This is a genomic window from Pelagibius marinus, assembly GCF_014925385.1.
GTDB lineage: Bacteria > Pseudomonadota > Alphaproteobacteria > Kiloniellales > Kiloniellaceae > Pelagibius > Pelagibius marinus.
In genome coordinates this window covers 108,046-129,054 of record NZ_JACSDK010000013.1, presented here as the reverse complement: position 1 = coordinate 129,054, position 21,009 = coordinate 108,046, and the positions used below count along the sequence as shown (strand labels likewise).

The following is a 21,009-nucleotide window of genomic DNA, read 5'->3' as shown; positions in this document are numbered from 1 at the left end:
TGAACTGAGGTCGCCTAGGGGTAGTCGCAGCGGTCGGCGGTGACGGTCAGGAAGCCGCGGGCCCCCGGCAGCGCGGTGAAGCGGAACTCGTTGTCGCCGGAAACCACCGAGTAGTGCAGCGGCAGCGCGCCCTTGGCGGTCACCGTCTTGCCGCCCAGGTGGGTGAAGGCGAGCGTGAGCGGCTTCTCCGGGTCATACCAGGCTTCCAGGTTGCCGCTGGAGTCACGCGCGGCTTCGCCTGCGGCGGTCACGGTGATGCTGCGCTCGCCGAAGCTCACGGCATCGTTGGCGCCGCCCTCCTGCAGCTCCGTAGTGACGATGAAGCGCTTGGTCTCCGGGTGCTCGTCGCAGACCCGCGGCTTGTCGGCCGCGGATACGAGGAAGGCGAGGCGCTCCTGATCGGCGCCGGCCTCGAGCTTCTGCTGCACCAGTTGCATCATCTCGCGCACGAAACCGGTGGGCACCTCGCGCTGGTAGCGGGCCTCCCAGCCGGAGATGGTCTCCCGCGCCTTGGCCAGGTCGGTGGCCAGCGCCGCGCTCTGCTGCTGCAGGCCGGCCACCTCCGTCTCCAGCGTGGCGATCTGCTCCTTGGCCTTCACCACCTCGTGCTCGGCGAGCTGGGAGCCGAAACGATAGGAATAGGCGCCGGCGGCGATGATCAGCGCCAGGGCCAGGGACCACTTGGTCATTCCCCACCAGAAGCGGCGCCGCCGCCGCTGCCGGTTTTCATGCAGTCCGAGAGACATGTTCCGATTAACGCCTTTGCATCAAGTTTCTAGCGCGACTCGTGGCGGGCTTGCCGGCGCAGCCGTTCGGCGCGGGCGGCGTGTCCCTTCCTGCTGCGGAAGGGCCGCTGTCGGCTGCGGGCCGGCATAAAGACCTAACCAACTGAAATCGCATATTCTTTGTTCGTGATCGGTGCTTTTTCTACCACCGCCTCCGACGCCAGGCAAGCCGCAGCCTCCGCTCTCCCCCGCGTTCACTCGAAGAGAAGACGCCTTTGGCCGCTCCCGACGCGCCCCGGCCCGTTAACCGAAGCTTACCGCTTGCCCCCGTAAGCTGACAAAGCCGCCGGGGTGACAAAAAAGGGACGCCGCGCCCGCCCAGGACGGCGTCATGACAGTGTTGAAGCAGGTTTTCCTGATGGCCGATAAGTCCGACGACCCCCGCCGCGCCCTGCTGCGCCAGCTTGCCCAGCTGCGCGGGCGTCTCGACCCGGCCGCCCTCAACCACTTCCTGGAAAAGGTCGACGGCTGGGAGCCCTACGACCGCGAGTCGGCGGGCGAGGCCGTGCGCCAGTTCCTGGTGACCCGCACCGACGGCGGCAAGTTCCAGCAACGCCTGCGCGACGAACTGAAGAAGAAGAAACAGCAGGACTCCTAGGCGCCGCGCGGCAACGTCAGTCCCACCAGACAGCCAGCAGACGATACCCCGGCTCCAGCTCCGGGCTGGGCCGCAGGGTCTCGGGCTGGACTTCCCAGATCTCATCCGGCCCCAAAGGCTGAAACCAGGCCTCAACCGCTTCGTCGTCCTCGCTGGTCGCCAGATAGACCTTCTCGGCATAGGGCCAATCGCCGCCTTCCCGGTCGTCCACTTCCCAGATGGCAATAACGAGATCGGAGACGTCGGCGCGGTCGCGGATCGACGAGAGCACCTCGCGGAAACGCGCAAGGCCCGGGTGCTGCGGCAGGTTCGCCCCGATCGAGCCGAGGTCGTCGTTGCCCTCGAAGAAGTCCTCGATGCCGACGACCGCTTCATGGTCGCCTTCATCGGAACCGCCGATGGCCTTGATTTTGGCGATCAACGCCGCCCGTTTCGCCTGATCCATGCATTCCCCCGGCAGGCGTGCCGCGCCCGTCGGCGGCACCCGAAGCTATCACAGCCCTGGCGGGAAATCGCTCCGCAATTGCCCCAGCGCCCGCAGCGCGCATGGCAGCCATGAGCGCGCTCAGGCGAAAGTGAGTTGCCGTCCGTGAGGCGCAGTCCCTATCTTCCGAGGTCCACAACGCAAAGTATCGGCCTTGGAACTCTCCTCGCTTCTGATCTTCGCCGGCGCACTGATGGTCGCGGCCGGCTCGCCCGGCCCCAGTATCGCCGCCCTGGTCGCGCGCGTGCTGACCGGCGGCTGGCGCGGGGTGCTGCCCTTCCTGGCGGCCATGTGGATCGGCGAGGCGATCTGGCTGTCGCTGGCCGTCTGGGGCCTGGCCGCCATCGCCGAGAGCCTGCAGCTGCTCTTCACCGTCATCAAATACCTGGGCGTCGCCTACCTGCTCTACCTGGCCTGGCGCATGTGGTTCGCCCCGGCAGAGGTGAAGGACGCGGCGCTGCCGACCGCCAGGTCGGGGCGCAGGCTCTTCGCCGCCGGCATGGCCGTCACCCTCGGCAATCCGAAGATCATGGTCTTCTACCTGGCCCTGCTGCCCGCCATCATCGACCTCGGCTCCGTGACCTTGGCCGGCTGGGCCGAGCTGACGGCGACGATGCTCGCCGTGCTCACCGCTGTCGATCTGGGCTGGGCGCTGCTGGCGGTGCAGGCACGCCGTCTGCTGAAGACTCCGAGGGCGGTGCGGGCGGTCAACCGCCTCAGCGCCGGCGTCATGGCCGATGCCGCCACCGCCATCGCCGCCCGCTAACTTCCTCCCGTCCCGCCGCTGCTATTCGGCCGCCGCCAGAGCGCCCTCGCCGGTCAGGCAACGCCGCTCAGCCTTGAAGAGTAACTGCAGGGCATCGGCGACGGCGCGCACGGCCGGTTCGCGTAGCATGTCGCGGTGGCTCAGCAGATGCTGAGGCCGACAGATTCCCTCGATCGGCGGCGTCAGCCGTACCAGCCGCGGATCGTTGTCCGCCAGGCAGCAGGGCACCACCGCCAAGCCGGCACCCGCCGCCAGAGCCTCCAGCACCACATCCATGTCGGTGGAGCGCAAGCGCGGCGGCCGCGCCAGGCGGGCATCCAGCCATTTCTTCTGCCGTGGGAAGAACAGCCGGTCCTCGCTGAACCCGATCCATTCACAGTCCCGGTAGCGCGCTTCTGTCCGCGCCGCAGGCTGCGCGGCGACCAGGTCGCGGGATCCATAAACGGCATAGGCGACGTCGCCCAAGCGGCGCATCACCAGATCGGCCCCCTCCGGCAGGCACTCACGCACCTGCAGATCGGCCTCCCGGCGCCAGAGGTTCACGTCGGCATGGGCCGGCAGGATTTCGATTTCGACACCCGGCGCGGCGGCAAAGAGGCGGTCCATCCGCTGGGAGAGAAAGCGCGATACCGTTTCCATGGCGGAGATCCGCACCGTCCCCCGGGCTTCTTCCGGCAGGGCCGGGCGCAGCCGCGCCACCGCGTCGGCGGCCTTCGCCATCTCGGCCACCAGCGGGATCAGGCGCTGGCCGGCCGGCGTCGGCGCCAGGCCGCTGGGCAGGCGGTCGAACAACCTGGCCCCCAAGGCTTCCTCCAGAGCCCGCAGCCGCCGGCTGGCTTTCGGCTGGCTGATGCCGAGATGCCGGGCCGCCCCTGAGAGGCTCAAACACTCAGCAGCCGCATTGAGGACCCTGAGATCGTCCCAATCCATTGCCGCCAGATCGCCTTCCGAAGCCATCGTCCTGCCCCTTCCATGCCATGCACAGTTGAATGACAGATATACCATAACAGCATCTTCCATTCATCAGCGTTATAGCCGATGGTCTCCTCGCTGCGGCGTCGTCAGCGTCGTCATTCCCGGAAATCAACCGAGAACCCTGGAGAAAAGCGCCCTCGTGTCCCGCGATCTCGTCAAAGCCATGGCCTGGGCCATCGTCGCCGCCTTCCTCTTCGCCTTCATGTTCATGCTGCCGAAGCTGGTGAGCGATGCGGTGCCGCCGCTGCAGGTGGCCTTCCTGCGCTACTTCGCGGGCTTCATGACCATCCTGCCGTTCTTTCTGGGGACCTATGGGCCCCGCGAGAGCGTGGCGCAGGTGGTCGGTCCGGCAAAGCGGCGGCTGAACCTCATGCACGCGCTGCGCGCGTCCTGCGGCGTCGCCAGCGTCGCTTTCGGCACCTATGCCGTGACCCATATTCCCCTGGCCAACGCCCAGTCCATCGCCATGACCAACGGGGTCTTCGCAGTGCTGCTGGCCGCGACCTTCCTGCGCGAGCGCCTGACGCTGCCGGATATCGGCGCCGGTATCGTCTGCCTGAGCGGCGCGGTGATCGTCGCCGGGCCGGACCCCGGCGCGCCGAGCTGGATTTCGCTGGGCGCGCTGGCGGCCCTGCTGCAGGCCTTCGCCTGGGGTGCCGAAGTGGTGTTCCTGCGCTTCGCCGCAGTGAACGACACACCCCAGCGCACCCTGACCCTGGTGAACGGCAGCGCCTGCCTGGGGCTTCTGCTGCTCACCGCCTGGCTGTGGGAGCGCCTGCCGCTGCACGACCTGCTGATCCTGCTGGCCATGGGGCCGCTCGCCATCGTCGGCCAGTACTGCAACATCCGCGCCTTCCGCATGGCGGAGACCGCCAAGCTGGTGCCGATCAAATACAGCGGGCTGGTCTTCGCCGCCCTTCTGGGTCTGGTGTTCTTCGACGAATGGCCACGTCCCGCCGCCATCGCCGGGGCGGCGATGATCTGCGGCGGCGCGCTCTACCTGGCCCGCCACAAGCCGGTGCAGGCGGCCGCGCGGGTCAGGCCTTAAGTCGACAAGGTCAGCGCGCCTTGGAGAACTCCTCGAACCACTCGGTCAGCGCTTCCGCATCTACCTCGCTCGCAGCCAGGGCGACGATCATCTGAACGATGGACGCCTCCGGCGGTCTGAAGTCATGGCCGTTGAGCGAGAGGAAGGTCGCCGCCGCCAGGATGCCGCTGCGCTTGTTCCCATCCAAAAAAGGATGGTTCTTCACGATGCCCAAGCAGTAGTCGGCGGCCAGCGCGAAGAGCGACACACCTTCTTCATAGGCTGCTCTGTGCTGAGGCCGCGCCAGGGCGGACTCCAGGAGGCCCGCATCACGTGTGCCGTCCGTGCCGCCGAAGCGGGCAACGGATTCGCTGTGCAGGGCATGGACTATCGCCAGGCTCAGCCAGCGTGGCTCGCTCACTGGGCCAGCTTCTTCATGGCATTGGGGTAGCGGTGCATGAAGTCGCGGGCCGCGTCGAGCGCCTCGGCGAAATCCGGGTCGTAAGGCGTCAGTTCGATGCCGTCGCGGGTTTTCACGACGAAGAGGCTGTCGCCTTCCTTCAGCCCCATCTCACGGACCTGCTCCGACAACGTGACCCCCAGGGAGTTGCCGATTTTGCGGATCTTTACAGAGTCGCCCATGGCGCTCGCCCTCCGAAGGTGGAAGGGCCACTGTATCACAGACGTATAATTTTACATCTGTATAATTCTGCCTTGGAGATCAGCTCAACAGCAGGGAATCGCTGTCCAACTCCTCGCCGCGCACCTTGGTGAAGAGGGCCATGAGGTCGCCGACCTGCAGGCGCGCGCGCTCCTCCCCGGAGACGTCCAGCACCACCTGGCCCTCGTGCAGCATGAGGCTGCGGCTGCCCAGGGACAGGGCCTGGCGCATGGAGTGGGTGACCATCAGGGTGGTCAGCTTTTCGGCCTCCACCAGGTCGCGGGTCAGTTCCAGGACGAAGTTCTGCATGCGCGGGTCCAGCGCGGCGGTGTGCTCGTCCAGCAGCAGGATCTTGGTCGGCCGCAGTGTCGCCATGACCAGGCTGACCGCCTGGCGCTGGCCGCCGGAGAGCAGGCCCATGCGGTCGCCGAGGCGGTTTTCCAGGTTGAGGCCCAGGCGCGCGATCTTGTCGCGGAACTCGTCCCGCCGCGCCAGGGTCAGCGCCTTGCCGAGGCCGCGGCGCGAACCGCGCGAGGCCGCCAGGGCGAGGTTCTCCTCGATGGTCAGGCCCTCGCAGGTGCCGGCCAGGGGGTCCTGGAAGACCCGGGCGGCCAGCGCCGCGCGGCGCGGCGACGGCCAGGAGGTCACGTCGGTGCCGTCGATGACGATGCGCCCGGACGTCGGCGGCACCTCGCCGGTCAGGCAGTTCAGCAGGGTCGACTTGCCGGCGCCGTTGGAGCCGATGACGGTGACGAATTCGCCGGCAGCGATCTCGGTGGAGAGGCCCTGCAGGGCGCGGGTCTCCATCACCGTGCCGGGGCTGAAGGTGACCTTCAGGTCTTCGACCCGGATCATGCGCCGCCTCCCCCGCCGTTCACCCCGTTGCGCCGCGCCAGCAGCGCTTTGAAGGGATTGCGCGCGCCCGGCAGGATGAGGGCCAGGGCCACCAGCACGGCGGTCACCAGGTTCAGGTCCGCCGAGGTCAGGCCCAGGTAGTCGGCGTTGAGCGCGAAGGCGATGGCCAGGCGGTAGACGATGGAGCCGAAGATGCAGGCCGCCACCGCCATGACCACGCCGCGCACCCGGAAGATCGCCTCGCCGGCGATGACCGCGGCCAGGCCGACGACGATGGTGCCGGTGCCGATGGTGATGTCGGCAAAGCCGTTCATCTGGGCGAAAAGCGCGCCGCCGAGGGCCACCAGGCCGTTGGAGAGCGCCATGCCGGTGGCGGTCACCTTTGCGGTGGCGATGCCCTGGGCGCGGGCCATGCGCGGGTTGGCACCGGTGGCGCGCATGCCCAGGCCGTACTCGGTGATCAGGAACCAGCCCAACAGCAGCGCGACCACGGCGATCACCACCGCCCCGAAGAGGGGCTTCAGGTAGAGCCCCGAGATGCCCAGGCCCTCGAAGGGGGTCAGCACCGTCGGCTCGGTGATCAGCGCCAGGTTCGGGCGGCCCATGATGCGCAGGTTCACCGAATAGAGCGCGATCATGGTGAGGATCGAGGCCAGCAGGTGCAGAATGCCGAAGCGCAGGTTGAGGATGGCCGTCACCAGCCCGGCCAGCATGCCGGCGACGATGGCCAGCCCCGTCGCCAGATAGGGGTCGACCCCGTCGATGATCAGGGTCGCCGCCACGGCGGCGCCCAGCGGGAAGCTGCCGTCGACCGTCAGATCCGGAAAATTCAGGATGCGGAAGGAGAGATAGACCCCCAGGGCGACGAGAGCGAAGACGAAGCCGATCTCGATCGCCCCGAGGAAGGAGACTAGGTTCATGCCGCCCGCCGCGCCCCGCGGGGCGCGGCCTCATCAAAGCCGAAGGATGGGGCGCTTACTGCACCACCTCCTTGGCTTTTGCAATGACGGAGTCGGGGATGGTGACCCCCATCTTCGCGGCCATGGCGGGGTTCACATAGAGCTCGGTGATCTCCACGCCCTCCACGGGGATCGTGCCCGGGGCCTCGCCCTTGAGGATCCGGACCACCATCTTCCCGGTCTGGCGGCCGATGTCGTAGTAGTTGAAGCCCACGGCGGCGATGGCACCGCGCGGCACCGAGTCCGTGTCGCCGGCATAGACCGGGACCTTGTTGTCGACGCCCACCTTCACCACCGCCTCGAAGGCCGAAACGATGGTGTTGTCGGTCGGCACGTAGATGACGTCGGCCTTGCCGACCAGGCTCTGGGCGGCGCCCAGCACCTCGGAAGACTTGGTGGCCGGCGCCTCGACGATGGTCAGGCCACGCGCCGGGGCCTCCTTCTTGATCAGCTCCAGCAGGGTCACCGAGTTGGCCTCGCCCGGGTTGAAGGGCACGCCCACGATCTTGGCGTCGGGGCTGATCTGCTTGATCAGGTCAAGGTGCTTGCCGATGGGCGAGAGGTCGGACATGCCGGTGACGTTGCCGCCCGGCATCATCGGGTCGCCGACCAGCTTGGCCCCCACGGGGTCGGTCACTGCGGTGAAGACCACGGGAATGTCGTCGGTCGCCGAGACCACGGCCTGGGCCGAGGGGGTGGAGATCGGCACGATCACGTCCGGCGCCTCGCCGACGAACTTGCGGGCGATCTGCGCCGCCGTGGCGGGGTTGCCCTGGGCGCTTTCGTAGAGAAAGCGCAGGTTCTTGCCCTCCACGTAGCCGGCGGCGGCCAGCTCGTCGCGCACGCCGTCGCGCGCGGCGTCCAGGGCCGGATGCTCGACGATGGCGGTGGTCGCCACGGTGATCTCCTGGGCCCCGGCGGAAAGGGTCAGTCCGGCGGCGGTCAGCGCGGCCGCGGTCAGGCCGGTAATGGCGGTTCGTAGACGCATCTTGGTCTCGCTCCCTGGTGTTCTTATTGGGCGCCCGGCGGGCGGAATTTCAGACCTTTGGCTTAGCATGCAAACGACCCGCCGTCCAAGGCCCTCGCGGGGACCGCGCGGTTCCGCCGCCGGTTGCCGTCCGGCCGGGCGAAAGATTAAACTCGCCCGCAAATCCCCTCCCAGGGCCTGGAATCCTTCCAGGAATCCCAAGAACGCCCCGCGAAAGGTGCCCCCTATGGAAACCCGCAAGCTCGGCCGCAGCGGCCTCTCCGTCTCCCCCCTCTGCCTCGGCACCATGATGTTCGGCGACCAGACGGACGAAAAGGCCGCCCGCCGGATCATCGACCATGCCCGCGACGCCGGGGTGAACTTCATCGACACCGCCGACCAGTACGCCCAGGGCAAGTCGGAGGAGATCGTCGGCCGCGCCATCGCCAAGGACCGCGATTCCTGGGTCCTGGCCACCAAGGGCGGCAACCCGGTGAAGGACAGCCACGCCAATTCGCAGGGGCTGAGCCGCAAGTGGCTGTTGAAGGCCATGGACGACAGCCTGGCCCGCCTGAAGGTGGATTACGTCGACATCTGGTACCTACACCTGGACGACTACTCGGCGCCGCTGGAAGAAGCGGTCAGCGCCGTGGCCGACGTGCTGGGCTCCGGCAAGGCGCTCTACTGGGGGGTCAGCAACTTCCGCGGCTGGCGCATCGCCGAGATGGTCCACCTGGCAGCCCAGGCCGGGATCGACAGGCCGGTGGTCTGCCAGCCCTACTACAACGCCATGAACCGCATGCCCGAGGTGGAGATCCTGCCGGCCTGCGAGTACTACGGCCTGGGCGTGGTGCCCTACAGCCCGCTGGCGCGCGGCGTGCTGACCGGCAAGTACCAGCCCGGCAAGGCGCCGCCCAAGGGCAGCCGCGCCGGCCGCAAGGACGCCCGCATGATGCAGAGCGAGTTCCGCGAGGAATCCCTGGTCATCGCCCAGAAGATCCAGAAGCACGCGGAAGCCAAGGGCATGACGGCGGCCGACTTCGCGGTCAACTGGGTGCTGGCCAACCCCATCATCACCTCGGTGCTGGCCGGCCCGCGCACCCTGGAGCAGTGGAAGGGCTACCTGGGCGCCCTCGATCACGGCTTCGATGAAGAGGACGAGGCGCTCTTGAACTCCCTGGTCGCCCCGGGCCACCCCTCGACCCCCGGCTACAGCGACCCGCGCTATCCGCTGACGGGCCGGCCGGGGTGGTGAGCTCCCAGTCCAACGCCGATATTGCTGCGCGGCTTCGACTCCTGACGGCGGAAGAAGGTGGAAGGCCTGCTCCAATCGAGGCGAACTATCGGCCCCGATTCTATATCGGCGAATTCTCCAGCGATATCGCCATCAAGTGGATTTCCGGCTCGGGAAAAATGAACCCAGGCGACGAAGCCGACACAACGATTGTCTTCGCTTCTCCTGAGAACGTTGCCTCTTGCCTAACGATCGGAGCAAAGTTCGAACTCAAGGAAGGTTCACGCACAGTCGCTACGGGAATGATCACGGACGTCTGGAGACGAAGCTGCTGATGCCGTTAAAGCTGGAGTATGACAAACTGGTCCGCAACGCCCGCGAGGCCGTAGTCGGCGAGAACCCAAAGGATTGACCGGCGCCACCAACTTCCAATGTCACCCTCGGGCTTGACCCGAGGGTCCATGGTAGAGCCAGGCGCCCGGCTTCTCCCATGGATCCCGGATCGCGCTCGCGAACGCTCGCTTGTCCGGGATGACAACCGAGCGTGATCCGGAAACAACGGAGCGGCACCTTGTGAACGGCAAAGCGGCATTTCGTGTTGGCCTGGCCGGCCCGCTCACTTGGCCTGTTCACTCTCCCGGCCCCACCAGAGGACCCACCAGACCATCGCGCCGATGAGGGCCGCCGTCACCAGGGTGGCCGCGAACCAGATCCCAAGCAGGGGGAACGACAGCCGGTCGACGGGGCCGGTCAAGAGCAGATGGCCGGTCTTGGCGAGCAGCAGGAACAGGGCAGCCAGCACAGCGGCAGCAATGTAGCTCCATCTGGAGTGGCGCCACCACCTGCCGAGCGCAAAGTAAAGCGGCAGGATGGTGAGCCAGGCCACCGGAACCGTGGGCAGGATCATCTCCGACAGCACGCCGGCGACCACCGTCGGGATCATCAACCCAAGCCCGGAGAAGACGGCGCTCAACAGAACGGTGGTGATGAAGGGAATTGTGGGGACGACAAGAACCGCGAGCAGCCAGCGCAGCGGCAGCGGCCAGGACCCCAGCCTGAGCGAGCGCCGGGCCATGGCGCCCCCGCCCGCTCAGTCCCCCACCGCGCTCTTCACGGCGCGTTCCAGGTCGTCGATGGGGACGAAGGTGGACGTCTGCTCGTTCATCGAGATCACGTCGAGATCGACCAGGGCGCTGCGCGCGGTGGCGCCCAGCAGGCCGTCGGCGGCAACCCCGTCGCTGCTGAGCGGCAGCACCAGGCGTTCGCCCATGGCGATGCGGTCGGTGCAGCGGTAGATGGGCCCGCTGGCCAGCAGGGCCGCCTCGTCGTGGATCACTCTCAGGAAGTTCTTGTTGACCACCAGGAAGCGGTCGCCGGCGACGAAATCCGACAGCAGCCGTCCGGCGACCGAACCGCCGAAGATCTCGTTCACCTCCTCGCCCGCCAGGCGATAGCGGAAGGTGCCGGCGGCCGGCTCGTACTCGCTCAGCCAGATGATCGGCAGCACCGGCCCCAGGCAGGCCGGGTCGATATCCCGGCGCGACGGCATGCGCTTGTCCCCCCGCACCTCGAGATAGTGCGTCAGGAGGGTCCGCAAGGCTTGGCTCTTGATGGCTGGAAGCATGGTCCGCTGGCTGAAATCACGATGCACAACCGCTAAGGCATTGCCGGCGGGTACGATGGCAACCCCTGCGGCGACACGCCCGGGAGTGACCATAGCACAGGTAAGTCCCGGGGCATGCCACTTATGGCGGAAAATCCCCGGCCTGCGCCCCCGGTCCGCGCCCCTGGACGCGCCCACCGGCCCCTGCCAGGATGCGCCCAAGTCATCGCCTTATCCAGGTCACCGCCGAACCCCCCAGGGACCATGCTGGAAACCGCGCTCGTCGCCACCGCCACCTTCTTCGCGACCATGGGCCCGCTCGACGTGGCGGCGCTCTTCGCCGCGCTGACGCCGCACAACAGCACCAAGGAACGGCGGGCCATCGCGCTCAAAGGCACCCTGATCGCGCTGGGCATCCTGCTGGCCTTCGCCGTCTTCGGCGACTCGCTGCTGCACCTCTTCGGCATCTCCCTGCCGGCGCTCAGGACCGCCGGCGGCATCCTGCTGCTGCTGATCGCCATCGACATGGTCTTCGCAAGGCCCTCCGGCGGCGTCACCACCACCGAGGACGAGAACCGCGAGGCCACGGCCAAGGCCGACATCTCGGTCTTCCCCCTGGCCACGCCGCTGATCGCCGGGCCGGGCACCATGGGCGCCACCATCCTGCTGGTCGCCGACGCCGAGGGTGATCCCGCGACCATCGCCATCGTCGTCGGCTGCCTAGCCGGCATGCTGCTGGCCACCTTCGTGCTGATGCTGATCGCCGTGCAGATCCAACGCCTGCTGGGCGTTACCGGCCTGCACGTCGTCGCCCGCGTCATGGGCGTGCTGCTGGCCGCCCTGGCCGTGCAGTTCCTCTTCGACGGCATCGCCAGCAGCGGCCTGCTGGGCGGCTAGTCTTCGCTTAGTCACCCTTCGAGACGGCGCTGACGCGCCTCCTCAGGGTGAGGTCCAGCTATGAATCTCATGGTGCGGAGCCCGCGCCAGCGGGCGTCTCAAACGATGAAGCCGCAGCTCTCAGGCGGCGCTGATGCCGCCGTTGACCGAGATCGCCTGACCGGTGATCTTGGCCGCGCCGGGCCCCGCGAGAAACACGATGAGCTCGGCCAGATCCTCCGCCGTGGTGGGCCCCAGGTCGGCCAGGGGCCGCGCCTTCTCGAAGAGCTTCTTGGAGAAGGTGCCCTCGGCCATGAGCCGGTCGGTGAGCGCGGTACCCTCCACCAGCGAGGGGGTGATGGCGTTGGCGCGGATGCCGTTGCGCTTGCCCTCGATGGCCAGGCCGCGGGTGAACTGCACGATACCCGCCATGACCGCGCCGATGACGCTCTCGCCCGGCGTCGCCACCTTGGCGGCGTCGGAGGCAAGGTTGAGGATGCAGCCGCCGCCACCCTCCATCATCGCCGGCAGCACCGCGCGGCAGGCGTTCAGCGTCGGCGCCATGTCCTCCATGAGGGTGCGGTTGATCTGGGCGATGGGCTGGCGGAACAGCAGCTCCGGCAGGTTGTTGCCGCCCGGCGAGCAGACCAGCAGGTCGATGCCGCCCATGCCGGCCAGCGCCGTCTCCGCCATGTCCTTGGCCGCCTTGGGGTCGGCGCAGTCGGCCAGCAGGGCCGCGATCTCCGCCTCGCCCTTGAAGCGGCGCAGGTGGTCCACGGCGGCGGCCGCGCGCTCGGGATTACGGCCGACCAGGCGCAGGCGCGGCACGCCCGCGCGGATCAGGGCCTCCGCTGCCGCCAGGCCGATGCCCGAAGTACCGCCGACGATCACCGCCGACAGCTCCGAAAGCCGCTTGATCTTTGGCCGCTTCGCCCCGCGCATGTCGCCCCTCCGTTCTGGTCCGCGCAGCAGGGGAGCAGTTTCGACGGGCGCGCGCAAGAAGCGGATAGAGGCCCCGGGGCCCGGCTGCTGAAATCTGCCCGTCCCGCTTCCTGGAGTAGACCTGATGATCGACTTGCGTTTCGTCGCCCTCGACAGCGACCTCGTCCAGACCTGGCGCCGCGGCGCCCCCGACGCCAACGGCCAGGCGCCCGAGCGAATGACTTCCGACGGCGGCGGCAATCCCTGCCGCCACTGCCTGGACGACATCGCCGGGGACGCCCCCATGCTGGTGCTGGCCCACCGCCCCTTCCCCGGCCCGCAGCCTTACGCCGAGGTCGGCCCCATCTTCGTCCACGCCGAAGACTGCCCGCGTTACGGCGAGACGGCGGGCAAGCCGGGGATCTTCGTGCGGCGCGAGGTCATTCTCATGCGCGGCTACGGCCACGACGACCGCATCGTCTACGGCAGCGGCAAGGTCATCCCGACCACGGAGATCGAATCCCGCGCCGCCGAACTGTTCGAAGACCCGGAGATCGCCTACATCCACCTGCGCTCGGCCAGCAACAACTGCTTCCAGTGCCGCCTAGAGCGGGGATAGCGGGCGGCCAGGGCCGGCCTCGGCGCCTCTTACTTCTGCGCCAGGACCCGCGCATAGCGGGCCAGTTCGCCGGAGGGGTAGTCGGGAAAGGCCCGGAAATAAGCGAGATAGCCACCCAGCCGGGCGCGCTCCTCCCGCAGCCTTGCCGGGTCGAGGGCGGCCTGGTGGAACATGGCCCGCACGCGCCGCCGCATCCGGCGCGGCGGCAGCCCGCGTTCGTTGACGATGACGCCGGTCACGCGCTGCTGCTGGCCGGCGGAGAGGATGCGCGACTTGTCCTCGTTCACCGGCAGCGTGAGCGGCTCGCCCGTCAGCCCCTTGCGCGCGAACCAGGCCGCAAGCTCCACGTCCTCCCGCACCGCCCCGCTGATCGTGATGTCGTCGGCATAGCGCGTGTAGACGAGGTCCAGCTCGCTGCACAAGCGGGCCATGTTCTCGTCGAAGCGGCGCAGGATCAGGTTGGAGATCATCGGGCTGGTCGGCGCGCCCTGCGGCAGGGCGTTGCGCCGCGTGCAGAGACTGCTGAGGAGGCGGCGGGCATCGGCGTTAAGTAAGGCGGTGTCCTGGAATGCCTGGTCGACGAGGTAACCGCGCAGCGAGCCGAAGAAATCCTTGATGTCGATCTTCGCGACATAGGGCTTCGCCAGGTGGCGCCGGGCGTTGGTGATGGAATTGCGCAGCTCCCCGGCCTGCACCGCCGGCACGAAGGAATGCACCGTGTCATGCACGGGCTGGCCGCTCAGGATGTGGTGCAGCACGAAGCGCTGGGTCACCTTGAGGAAGATGCGCGGACTCTCGATCCAGCGCTTGCCGCCGCCGCGTTTCGGGATCGCAAAGCTCCGGTAGTGCCGGTCGTAGCGGGTATCGCGCAGCCAGCGCAGAAACTGCAGGGAAACCCCGAGAGAAAGGGCGATACCCTGCGGCGAGAGACGCAACCTGGACACCATTCCACTCGTGCCGCCGGCAAGGCGCAACTGCTCGAGGCTGTCGAAGGAAAGGAAACGGAGCGAGGTGTCGCGCGAAAGCGCCAGGGGGCTGGTTCGACAGTGTCGGGACCACAGACGATGGCGAGCAACCGGCCACGCCCGCGTGGGCGGTTGGTTGCCATCGTCCTCGGTCGACCCAAGGGGTCGGCCGAGTGAATCGATGAGAGACCTTAGGTTTGAAGGCGGCGAAGCGCCGCCCGACTCCCCTTCGCGTCCCTCGCGCGACATCTCCATGATGCGCGCGCGGGGACCGTGAAGCAAGAACAGCCGGGTCGTATCCCGCGTGGCCCTGAGCCGGGGGCTAAGCCTGCGGTTGCCCGCGGCGGTCATTGAATAGCGCCGGACCGGATTCGCCTGCACCGGCAGGATCGCGCCCTGGCGCTGCAGCGCCTCGACGGCCTCGGAAATCTCGCCGGCCCGGGGCCGTTCGAGATCCAGCGCCATGCCTTCGGCAGCGGCGGCGTCGTGGAGCAGTTCCAGGATGCAGAACACCTCCTCGGCGGAGGCCGGCTGCAGAATGCCCAGCATGGTCAGCACGATTTCTTCGCTCGCCAGCTCGCCGGCGCGGGGGGAAAGGCCGAGCGTGCCGAGCGCCGCGCCGCTTGCCGCGCCGTACAGCAGGGCGCGCAGCAGCGTGCGCCGCTTGACGCTGGGAAAAGGCCAGACTGTCGGTTCTTCGGTCCGCATCGATCCAACGCTCTCAGTTGCGTGGATGCGCCGGAACCCGGCTCTAACGGCCGAGCCTACACATTGAAATCACACCCCGCCAGTTTCCCGGGGTTGAAAGACCCGGAATTCACTGTGCGGGACGGAGCGGGCAGCGAGCGGGCGTGACGCGCAGCGTCAGACCAGAAAGAGGCGCTGCACCGCCAGGAACTCGGCGCGGTATTCCTGCGGATCGGCGGTGAAGACCGCCGCGGTGCGCTGCCGTTCCGCTGCGTGGTAGACGGCCCCGACGCTGCCCGGCCCGGCGGCGGAATGGCCGGCCAGCCGGCGCGGCGCCGTCATGCCGTCGCACAGCACGTCCCCCATCATCAGGCCCAGGCCGTAGCCGGTGGTTCGCCAGGGCCGCCCCGGCAGCGGCCCGCCGATAGGATGGCGGTCCAGCAAGGCGGTCCGCGACGCAGGCGACAGCAGGTCGCCGGTCAAAATCCGGTGCAGGGCCAGCGCCGCCTCGCTTGCCGGGCCGATGACACAGCCGTGGTAGACCCAGCCCGGATCGTAGCCGTGGTTGCCGGCGAAGGCCGAGCCGTCCATATCCGCCACCGTCTCGGCCAGCCGCGCCTGTGACAGACCCAGCGGCTCCAGCACCAGGGCCTGCAGGACGGCGTGCAGCCCGGCATCACAGCGTTGTTCGACAAGCTGGCGCAGCAGCAGGTAACCGACGTTGGAGTAGGCCCAACCCTCGCCCGGGGGATAGCGCAGGTCCTCCGGCGGCACCCGGGCCAGCAATTCGTCGCGGGACCAGGGTGTGTCGCCGCGGGCCACCGCGTCGTGATAGGCGCGCAGGCCGCCGTAATTGCCCACCCCGGCGCGGTGCTGCAGCAGTTGACGCGTCGTGAAGGGATAGCCGTCCAGGGGCGCGTCCAAGGCCACCTCGCCGCGCTCTTCGAGCCGCAGCACGGCAACGGCGATCAGCGTCTTGGTGAAAGACCACCAGGGCACCACGGCGGTCGAGGCCCCCGCTTCAAGGATCCCCTCGTCGTCAACAACGGCGATATGACATTCGGACATGTAGAAGCGGTAGCACGCCCCGACGCCACAGCGCCATCAGAGAACCCAGGTGCGCCTAAAACGCCGCTTCCTTCATTTCCATGAGCGGGGCCTTGCCGGCCATGATGGCGGCGAAGTGGCCGGAGCTCTTGGGCAAGAGACGCTGGAAGAAGAAGCGCGCGGTGGCGAGCTTGGCCTCTCGAAGAGCCTCAACGATGCTCACTTCAATGACGAGGATCACTCCCAGCGTTGCTTCCGCTTCGCCTGGCTCTTGAAGACAGAGGAGTAGGACAGGACCCTAGCGCGCAGAAGAAATAGCCGCCCCTCGCGCGTTCGGGTATTCACGATCTCGCAGCGCCCCAAGCGCGCCGACCAGGACCTCTCCAGCATTTTCAGCGCCTCCTTGCTGGCGCTGATCTCAGCCGGTATCGCGTGGTAATCCACCTGCCTCACGAAGCCGCGCCGGTGATAACGGATCAGGATATGCCGTGGGTTGCCGATCTCTCCGAAAAAGGTCACCGACGCCTCTGCGAAGCGGACTTCATCCAGATGTGTGCTGCCGGACAAGCGGCAGTAGGTCCTGTCGCCGGGGCCTCCTTCTTCCTCGACACGCACGTCCATCGTCCGCCTGGGCTGATCCAGGACATCCGCCACGCTCAAGGCGTCCAGCAGGCAGCGCCCGATGCTCACCATGTAGCGTCTCGGCGAGCCCGCCGTGATGCTGTACCAAATCGCCCTGCTGTGATAGAGCGCCGCACCGAGCAGGCCCAGGCCGAGAACCACGAGTGCGATCCGCCAGCCCGCGCGCAAGGTATGGAGCGATAGCAGAGCGACCTGAAAGAGCGCACCGATTAAGCCCGCCAGGGCCCAGCCCAGCGCGACGCGCCGGATACCCTTGGGCCCTTCAGGCGGCGGCAGCACCGCACCGGTGGTCGGCTTCTGCAGTTTGCCCGCATCGAAAAAGACCTCCGACCAGGCCCGCGCCACGGCGGCGCGGTCGGCGGCCCGCTTCAGCATGACCGCATTCCAATCGCGAACGGCTGCCACCGTCCAATGCCGCGTCTCGATGCCCAGCCGGATAATCCCTGACTCGATGACCGGAGGCTGGGTGTGGGAGACTCCGGCAAAGCCCGCAAAGCGGCGGAACAGCGCAATCGCGTCGTAACCCAGCCGCGACGGCGCCTCGTCCAGGGTACCGCTTGCCAACGCCTCGCGCCGGTGCGAGCGCAGCAGGTCCCACAGCGACTCCTCGACGTTCAGCAGCTCCGTTCCCGGCGGCAAGATCGTCGCCAAATGCCAGATCGCTGCGACCTTGTGCGGATGGCGTTTGGATTTCCGGATCGCCCGGCCTCGCATCTGGTTCGACAGCATGTAGCTCTTGACCGAGGTTGCGAGGACCAAGGAGTTCGTCGCCGGAGCGTCCCAGCCTTCGCCAAGCAACGCGGCGGTGCCGACGAGACAGCGCAGGCTGCCCTGCTCGAAGAGACTGGTGACGACCTGAAGGCGCCGCGAGGTCTTGCCGCCCTCTACCAGCACTCGTGACCAGCCGGGAATGTGTGGAAGGGGCTGGAAGGTGAGCTCAGTTTCCGCCAGGCCGTGGCCGATCGCCTCGACACGGAAGTCCGGGATCACGGTGTCCGGGATCACCACCCAGCTGCCGGTCACCATGGCGGGGCGCAGCAGCGGCGCGAGACCGGCTTGCCCCAGGCGGCGCAGGATGGGGCCGGCACCCAGCGCATCGCTCGACTGATCCGCCGGCCGAGTGATTGCCGCGGCGCGGACGTAGTCGGTCAGCACGACCAGCCGCAGCCCCTCGCCCAGGGTGGCGGCCTCGGCGCGCGCGATGGCTTCGATGCTGTCCAGTTTCGCGGCCGTTCCGGTCAGCGCGCGGGCCAGGTGCTCGCTCTTGCGGAGGCGCACGCGACGGCGCCAAAGGGCGCCGACGGCGCGCAGTTCGCGGCGCAGACGCTCACCCATCTCGCCAGCGGAGAACGGCGGCTCGCCGATCACGATCTCCTGGAACAATGCCTCTAGAACGCGCGCACCGGGCGCTGGAACTTCGGCCGCCTTGATACCCAGGATCTCCGGCCCCGGCGACGGCAACGGCTGGCCATTCGACTTCATCACCGCCAGCAGGCCGCAGTAGGCGCCGGGCCTGGCCAGAATCTCCGCCTCCCTGGCCTCCGGCTCGGCGATCCAGTCGTGCTCCCGGACCCAGGCAAGGACGACCGGATCGCGGGCCCAGCCATAAGCCAGCTGCTCCACCTCCCGGGCAAAGGCCTCCAGGCTGGCGATGACGGCCTCTTCGGCAACGCTGAAGTGCACGAAATCCTGATGCGGGCAAAGGTCGCCCTGCTTCACCAGTTCGGGAATAGAGATTTCCGCGTCGACGGGCCCGCAGATCTCGGCGTATCGGTCCCATTCCGCCGGCTCGACATCATAGGGCGGCGTGGCGGTCAGGCTGACGACATGCAGGCCGGGCCGCCGCTCCTGCAGGTAGGCGATGGCGTCCTGCAGGCTCTCCCACCAAGCCCGGCGCAGGTGATGCGCTTCGTCCAGGACCAGGGTTTCGATCCCGGCGCGGTCGAGCGCCTGCAGCAGCGCCTCGCCCGCTGCCGCCATTTCGGCGGCCTTGCTGTCCTCCTCCGCCCTTTCATCGTCGGCGTCTTCAGTCTCGGCACTCTCGTCAGCCTCATCTTCATCGACAAGGCCGCGCAGCGCCGCGTGCAGAGACTGGTAGGTGGTAGAGGTGATCCAGCCGGGCGTGGCGATCCGGGTCCCCCAGCCCGCCGGCCAGTTGCCGTCTTCCGCTTCGAAGAGATCGAACAGACGCGCGAGCCACTGGTCGCGAATGGCGCGTGTAGGCGAGAGAATGAGTGTCGGACGGCCGAGGCGGCAGACCACCTCCAGGCCCAGCACCGTCTTGCCCGCACCGGGCGCCGCAACGATGTTGAGCCGCGCGTCATCCAGGTGGCCTTCCAGCTCGGCCAGGACCCGTGCCTGGTAGGCGCGCCACTTGCCCACAAAGCGCACCCTCGGAAACGCGGCCGCGCCCGTCTTGGAAATCGTGTCCACGCCCCCGATGCCTCTCCCCGCCAGACTGGAAGGACAGGCTATCGGGCGTCTTCTGCGCAAACAACCGGCAATTGTGTCCGGCGATCGCTCACGCGTCCTAGAACGCCGCTTCCTTCATTTCCATCAGCGGCGCCTTGCCGGCCATGATGGCGGAGAAGTGGCCGGAGCTCTTGGGCAAGAGGCGCTGGAAGAAGAAGCGCGCGGTGGCCAGTTTCGCTTCGTGGAATTCCGCCCGATCGCCTTCCAGGTTCGCCAGGCTGGCTTCCGCCATGCGGCACCAGAGATAAGCCAGCGCCGTATAGGCGAAGAGGTTCAGGTAGTCGGTGGCCGCCGCGCCGGCTTCCTCGGGATCTTTAAGGCCCTGCTGGCCGATCCACAGTGTCGCCTGCTGCAGGCGGCTCAGGGACTTGGCCAGCGGCGCGACGAACTCGGCCAGCTCCGGCTTGGTCATGCCCTCTTCGATGTAGTCCTGCACCGGATGGAAGAAGCGGCGCAGCAGGCGGCCCATGTTCTGGCCCAGCTTGCGCCCCACCAGGTCGAGGGCCTGGATGCCGTTGGCGCCCTCGTAGATCTGGGCGATGCGGGCGTCGCGCACCAGCTGTTCCATGCCGTGCTCGCGGATGTAGCCGTGGCCGCCGAAGACCTGCATGCCGATGTTGGTCACCTCGAAGCCGGCGTCGGTGAAGAAGGACTTGATGATCGGCGTCATCAGGGCGACCAGGTCGTCGGCCTCCTGGCGCCTGGCGTCGTCGGGGTGCTTCTCGGCCACGTCGACGGCGATGGCGACCCAAAGCGCCAGCGCCCTTGCGCCTTCGTTCAGCGCGCGCATGGTCAGGAGGTTCTTGCGCACGTCAGGGTGCACGATGATCGGATCGGCGGGCCTGTCCGGCTGCTGCGGCCCGGCCAGCGAGCGGCCCTGGAGCCGTTCTTTGGCGTAGGCCGCCGCCGACTGGTAGGCGGTCTCCGCCAGGCCCAGGCCCTGGATGCCGACGTCCAGGCGCGCCACGTTCATCATGGTGAACATCTTGGCCATGCCGCTGTGCGGTTCGCCGACGAGATAGCCTTCGGCCTCGTCGAAATTCATGACGCAGGTGGAGGACGCCTTGATGCCCATCTTGTGCTCGATGGAGCCGCAGGCCACACCGTTGCGCGCGCCCGGCGAACCGTCTTCCTTCACCAGGAACTTGGGCACGATGAACAGCGAGATGCCCTTCGATCCCTCCGGCGCGTCGGGCAGCTTGGCGAGCACCAGGTGGACGATGTTCTCGCTCATGTCGTGCTCGCCGGCGGAGATGAAGATCTTGGTGCCGGTGATCTTGTACTTGCCCTCCCCGACAGGCTCCGCCTTGGTGCGGATGAGCCCCAGATCGGTGCCGCAGTGCGGCTCGGTCAGGCACATGGTGCCCGACCAGCGGCCGTGGATCATGTTGGGCAGGAAGGTCTGCTTCTGATCGTCCGAGCCGTGCAGCTCCAACGCGTTGCAGGCGCCGTGGGTCAGGCCCGGGTACATGCCGAAGGAGATGTTGGACGAGCAGATCAGCTCGGTCATGACGAACTGCAGGGTCTTGGGCAGGCCCTGGCCGCCGTAGTCCGGGTTCAGCGACAGGCCGTTCCAGCCGGCCTCGCAGAAGGCCTCGTAAAGCTCCTTGAAGCCCTTCGGCGTGCGCACCACGCCGTTCTCGAAGGCGCAGCCCTCCTCGTCGCCGGAGCGGTTCAGGGGCAGCAACTCGTTCTCGCAGAACTTGGCGCCTTCCTCCAGGACCGCGTCGACCAGCTCGCGGCTCGCCTCTTCGCAGCCGGGCAGGCCCGCCACCTGCCCCTCGTAGTCGAGCAGGTCGTAGAGCAGGAAGCGGATGTCGTCGAGCGGGGCCGTATAACTCACCATCTGATCGTTCCTAGTTCCGC

The 21,009-nt window shown here is 67.8% G+C and carries 23 protein-coding genes; 7 read left to right on the top strand and 16 right to left on the bottom strand.

The genetic code is table 11. The features are described from left to right. Window positions 1–14 precede the first annotated feature (14 nt). Window positions 15–689 carry a hypothetical protein gene (locus H7X47_RS15385; RefSeq protein WP_193369597.1) on the bottom strand — a complete coding sequence of 225 codons (675 nt, stop codon included), beginning with the start codon at window positions 687–689 and terminating at the stop codon, window positions 15–17. Between the two features lie 427 nt (window positions 690–1,116). Here H7X47_RS15385 and H7X47_RS15380 point away from each other — a divergent pair, with 427 nt between their 5' ends. After that, window positions 1,117–1,383 carry a hypothetical protein gene (locus tag H7X47_RS15380; protein ID WP_193369596.1) on the top strand — a complete coding sequence of 89 codons (267 nt, stop codon included), beginning with the start codon at window positions 1,117–1,119 and terminating at the stop codon, window positions 1,381–1,383. A 16-nt stretch (window positions 1,384–1,399) separates the two neighbouring features. Here the strand turns inward: H7X47_RS15380 and H7X47_RS15375 are convergent, their stop codons facing one another. Beyond that, window positions 1,400–1,828 (bottom strand): YfbO family protein, encoded by a 429-nt coding sequence (locus H7X47_RS15375; protein WP_193369595.1) that lies wholly within the window; start codon window positions 1,826–1,828, stop codon window positions 1,400–1,402. A 193-nt stretch (window positions 1,829–2,021) separates the two neighbouring features. On the opposite strand from H7X47_RS15375, the gene H7X47_RS15370 reads away from it, so the two are divergent. After that, on the top strand, window positions 2,022–2,633 hold the full coding sequence (locus H7X47_RS15370; protein ID WP_193369594.1) for a LysE family translocator: 612 nt from the start codon (window positions 2,022–2,024) through the stop codon (window positions 2,631–2,633). A 21-nt stretch (window positions 2,634–2,654) separates the two neighbouring features. Here H7X47_RS15370 and H7X47_RS15365 read toward each other — a convergent pair whose 3' ends face one another. Then, entirely contained in the window at window positions 2,655–3,590 is a 936-nt protein-coding gene (locus tag H7X47_RS15365) for a LysR family transcriptional regulator (RefSeq protein WP_193369593.1), read from the bottom strand. A gap of 157 nt (window positions 3,591–3,747) precedes the next feature. Here H7X47_RS15365 and H7X47_RS15360 point away from each other — a divergent pair, with 157 nt between their 5' ends. Continuing rightward, a complete protein-coding gene (locus H7X47_RS15360; protein WP_193369592.1) occupies window positions 3,748–4,656 on the top strand; it encodes a DMT family transporter in 909 nt (302 codons plus the stop codon). Between the two features lie 10 nt (window positions 4,657–4,666). Here the strand turns inward: H7X47_RS15360 and H7X47_RS15355 are convergent, their stop codons facing one another. From H7X47_RS15355 to H7X47_RS15335, 5 genes are all read right to left on the bottom strand, one after another. Further along, window positions 4,667–5,056, bottom strand: a complete 390-nt coding sequence (locus H7X47_RS15355; protein ID WP_193369591.1) for a type II toxin-antitoxin system death-on-curing family toxin — start codon at window positions 5,054–5,056, stop codon at window positions 4,667–4,669. Continuing rightward, window positions 5,053–5,277 carry an AbrB/MazE/SpoVT family DNA-binding domain-containing protein gene (locus H7X47_RS15350; protein ID WP_193369590.1) on the bottom strand — a complete coding sequence of 75 codons (225 nt, stop codon included), beginning with the start codon at window positions 5,275–5,277 and terminating at the stop codon, window positions 5,053–5,055. The genes H7X47_RS15355 and H7X47_RS15350 overlap by 4 nt, the downstream gene beginning before the upstream one ends. Window positions 5,278–5,356: 79 nt before the next feature. Continuing rightward, entirely contained in the window at window positions 5,357–6,151 is a 795-nt protein-coding gene (locus H7X47_RS15345; RefSeq protein WP_193369589.1) for an ABC transporter ATP-binding protein, read from the bottom strand. Further along, window positions 6,148–7,071 (bottom strand): ABC transporter permease, encoded by a 924-nt coding sequence (locus H7X47_RS15340; protein WP_193369588.1) that lies wholly within the window; start codon window positions 7,069–7,071, stop codon window positions 6,148–6,150. Before H7X47_RS15340 ends, H7X47_RS15345 begins: the two co-directional genes overlap by 4 nt. A gap of 55 nt (window positions 7,072–7,126) precedes the next feature. Continuing rightward, entirely contained in the window at window positions 7,127–8,098 is a 972-nt protein-coding gene (locus tag H7X47_RS15335) for an ABC transporter substrate-binding protein (protein ID WP_193369587.1), read from the bottom strand. Between the two features lie 226 nt (window positions 8,099–8,324). On the opposite strand from H7X47_RS15335, the gene H7X47_RS15330 reads away from it, so the two are divergent. Beyond that, window positions 8,325–9,332: an aldo/keto reductase gene (locus tag H7X47_RS15330; RefSeq protein WP_193369586.1), complete on the top strand. Its 1,008-nt coding sequence runs from the start codon at window positions 8,325–8,327 to the stop codon at window positions 9,330–9,332. Next, window positions 9,326–9,646: an EF-Tu C-terminal domain-related protein gene (locus H7X47_RS26550; RefSeq protein WP_367575730.1), complete on the top strand. Its 321-nt coding sequence runs from the start codon at window positions 9,326–9,328 to the stop codon at window positions 9,644–9,646. Before H7X47_RS15330 ends, H7X47_RS26550 begins: the two co-directional genes overlap by 7 nt. A 281-nt stretch (window positions 9,647–9,927) precedes the next feature. Here the strand turns inward: H7X47_RS26550 and H7X47_RS15320 are convergent, their stop codons facing one another. Then, entirely contained in the window at window positions 9,928–10,386 is a 459-nt protein-coding gene (locus tag H7X47_RS15320) for a hypothetical protein (protein ID WP_193369584.1), read from the bottom strand. Window positions 10,387–10,401: 15 nt separating this feature from the next. Then, window positions 10,402–10,908, bottom strand: a complete 507-nt coding sequence (locus H7X47_RS15315) for a PAS domain-containing protein (RefSeq protein ID WP_193369583.1) — start codon at window positions 10,906–10,908, stop codon at window positions 10,402–10,404. A 270-nt stretch (window positions 10,909–11,178) separates the two neighbouring features. Between H7X47_RS15315 and H7X47_RS15310 the strand changes: the two genes are divergently transcribed. Further along, window positions 11,179–11,811, top strand: coding sequence for a MarC family protein (locus H7X47_RS15310; RefSeq protein ID WP_193369582.1), 633 nt, complete (start codon window positions 11,179–11,181; stop codon window positions 11,809–11,811). Between the two features lie 120 nt (window positions 11,812–11,931). Here the strand turns inward: H7X47_RS15310 and H7X47_RS15305 are convergent, their stop codons facing one another. Next, complete coding sequence (locus H7X47_RS15305) at window positions 11,932–12,732, bottom strand: SDR family NAD(P)-dependent oxidoreductase (RefSeq protein WP_193369581.1); 801 nt, start codon at window positions 12,730–12,732, stop codon at window positions 11,932–11,934. Window positions 12,733–12,856: 124 nt separating this feature from the next. Here H7X47_RS15305 and H7X47_RS15300 point away from each other — a divergent pair, with 124 nt between their 5' ends. Then, window positions 12,857–13,330 carry a DUF1203 domain-containing protein gene (locus H7X47_RS15300; RefSeq protein WP_227010522.1) on the top strand — a complete coding sequence of 158 codons (474 nt, stop codon included), beginning with the start codon at window positions 12,857–12,859 and terminating at the stop codon, window positions 13,328–13,330. 29 nt (window positions 13,331–13,359) lie between these two features. Here the strand turns inward: H7X47_RS15300 and H7X47_RS15295 are convergent, their stop codons facing one another. The 5 genes from H7X47_RS15295 to H7X47_RS15275 form a co-directional block, all read right to left on the bottom strand. Further along, window positions 13,360–15,003, bottom strand: coding sequence for a reverse transcriptase domain-containing protein (locus tag H7X47_RS15295; RefSeq protein WP_193369580.1), 1,644 nt, complete (start codon window positions 15,001–15,003; stop codon window positions 13,360–13,362). Window positions 15,004–15,159: 156 nt separating this feature from the next. Further along, entirely contained in the window at window positions 15,160–16,050 is an 891-nt protein-coding gene (locus H7X47_RS15290; RefSeq protein WP_193369579.1) for a serine hydrolase domain-containing protein, read from the bottom strand. 55 nt (window positions 16,051–16,105) lie between these two features. Continuing rightward, window positions 16,106–16,270 (bottom strand): acyl-CoA dehydrogenase C-terminal domain-containing protein, encoded by a 165-nt coding sequence (locus H7X47_RS15285; protein WP_319633617.1) that lies wholly within the window; start codon window positions 16,268–16,270, stop codon window positions 16,106–16,108. Continuing rightward, window positions 16,267–19,104 (bottom strand): DEAD/DEAH box helicase family protein, encoded by a 2,838-nt coding sequence (locus H7X47_RS15280; protein ID WP_193369578.1) that lies wholly within the window; start codon window positions 19,102–19,104, stop codon window positions 16,267–16,269. The genes H7X47_RS15285 and H7X47_RS15280 overlap by 4 nt, the downstream gene beginning before the upstream one ends. A 97-nt stretch (window positions 19,105–19,201) precedes the next feature. Then, complete coding sequence (locus H7X47_RS15275; RefSeq protein ID WP_193369577.1) at window positions 19,202–20,989, bottom strand: acyl-CoA dehydrogenase C-terminal domain-containing protein; 1,788 nt, start codon at window positions 20,987–20,989, stop codon at window positions 19,202–19,204. Window positions 20,990–21,009: the final 20 nt, after the last annotated feature.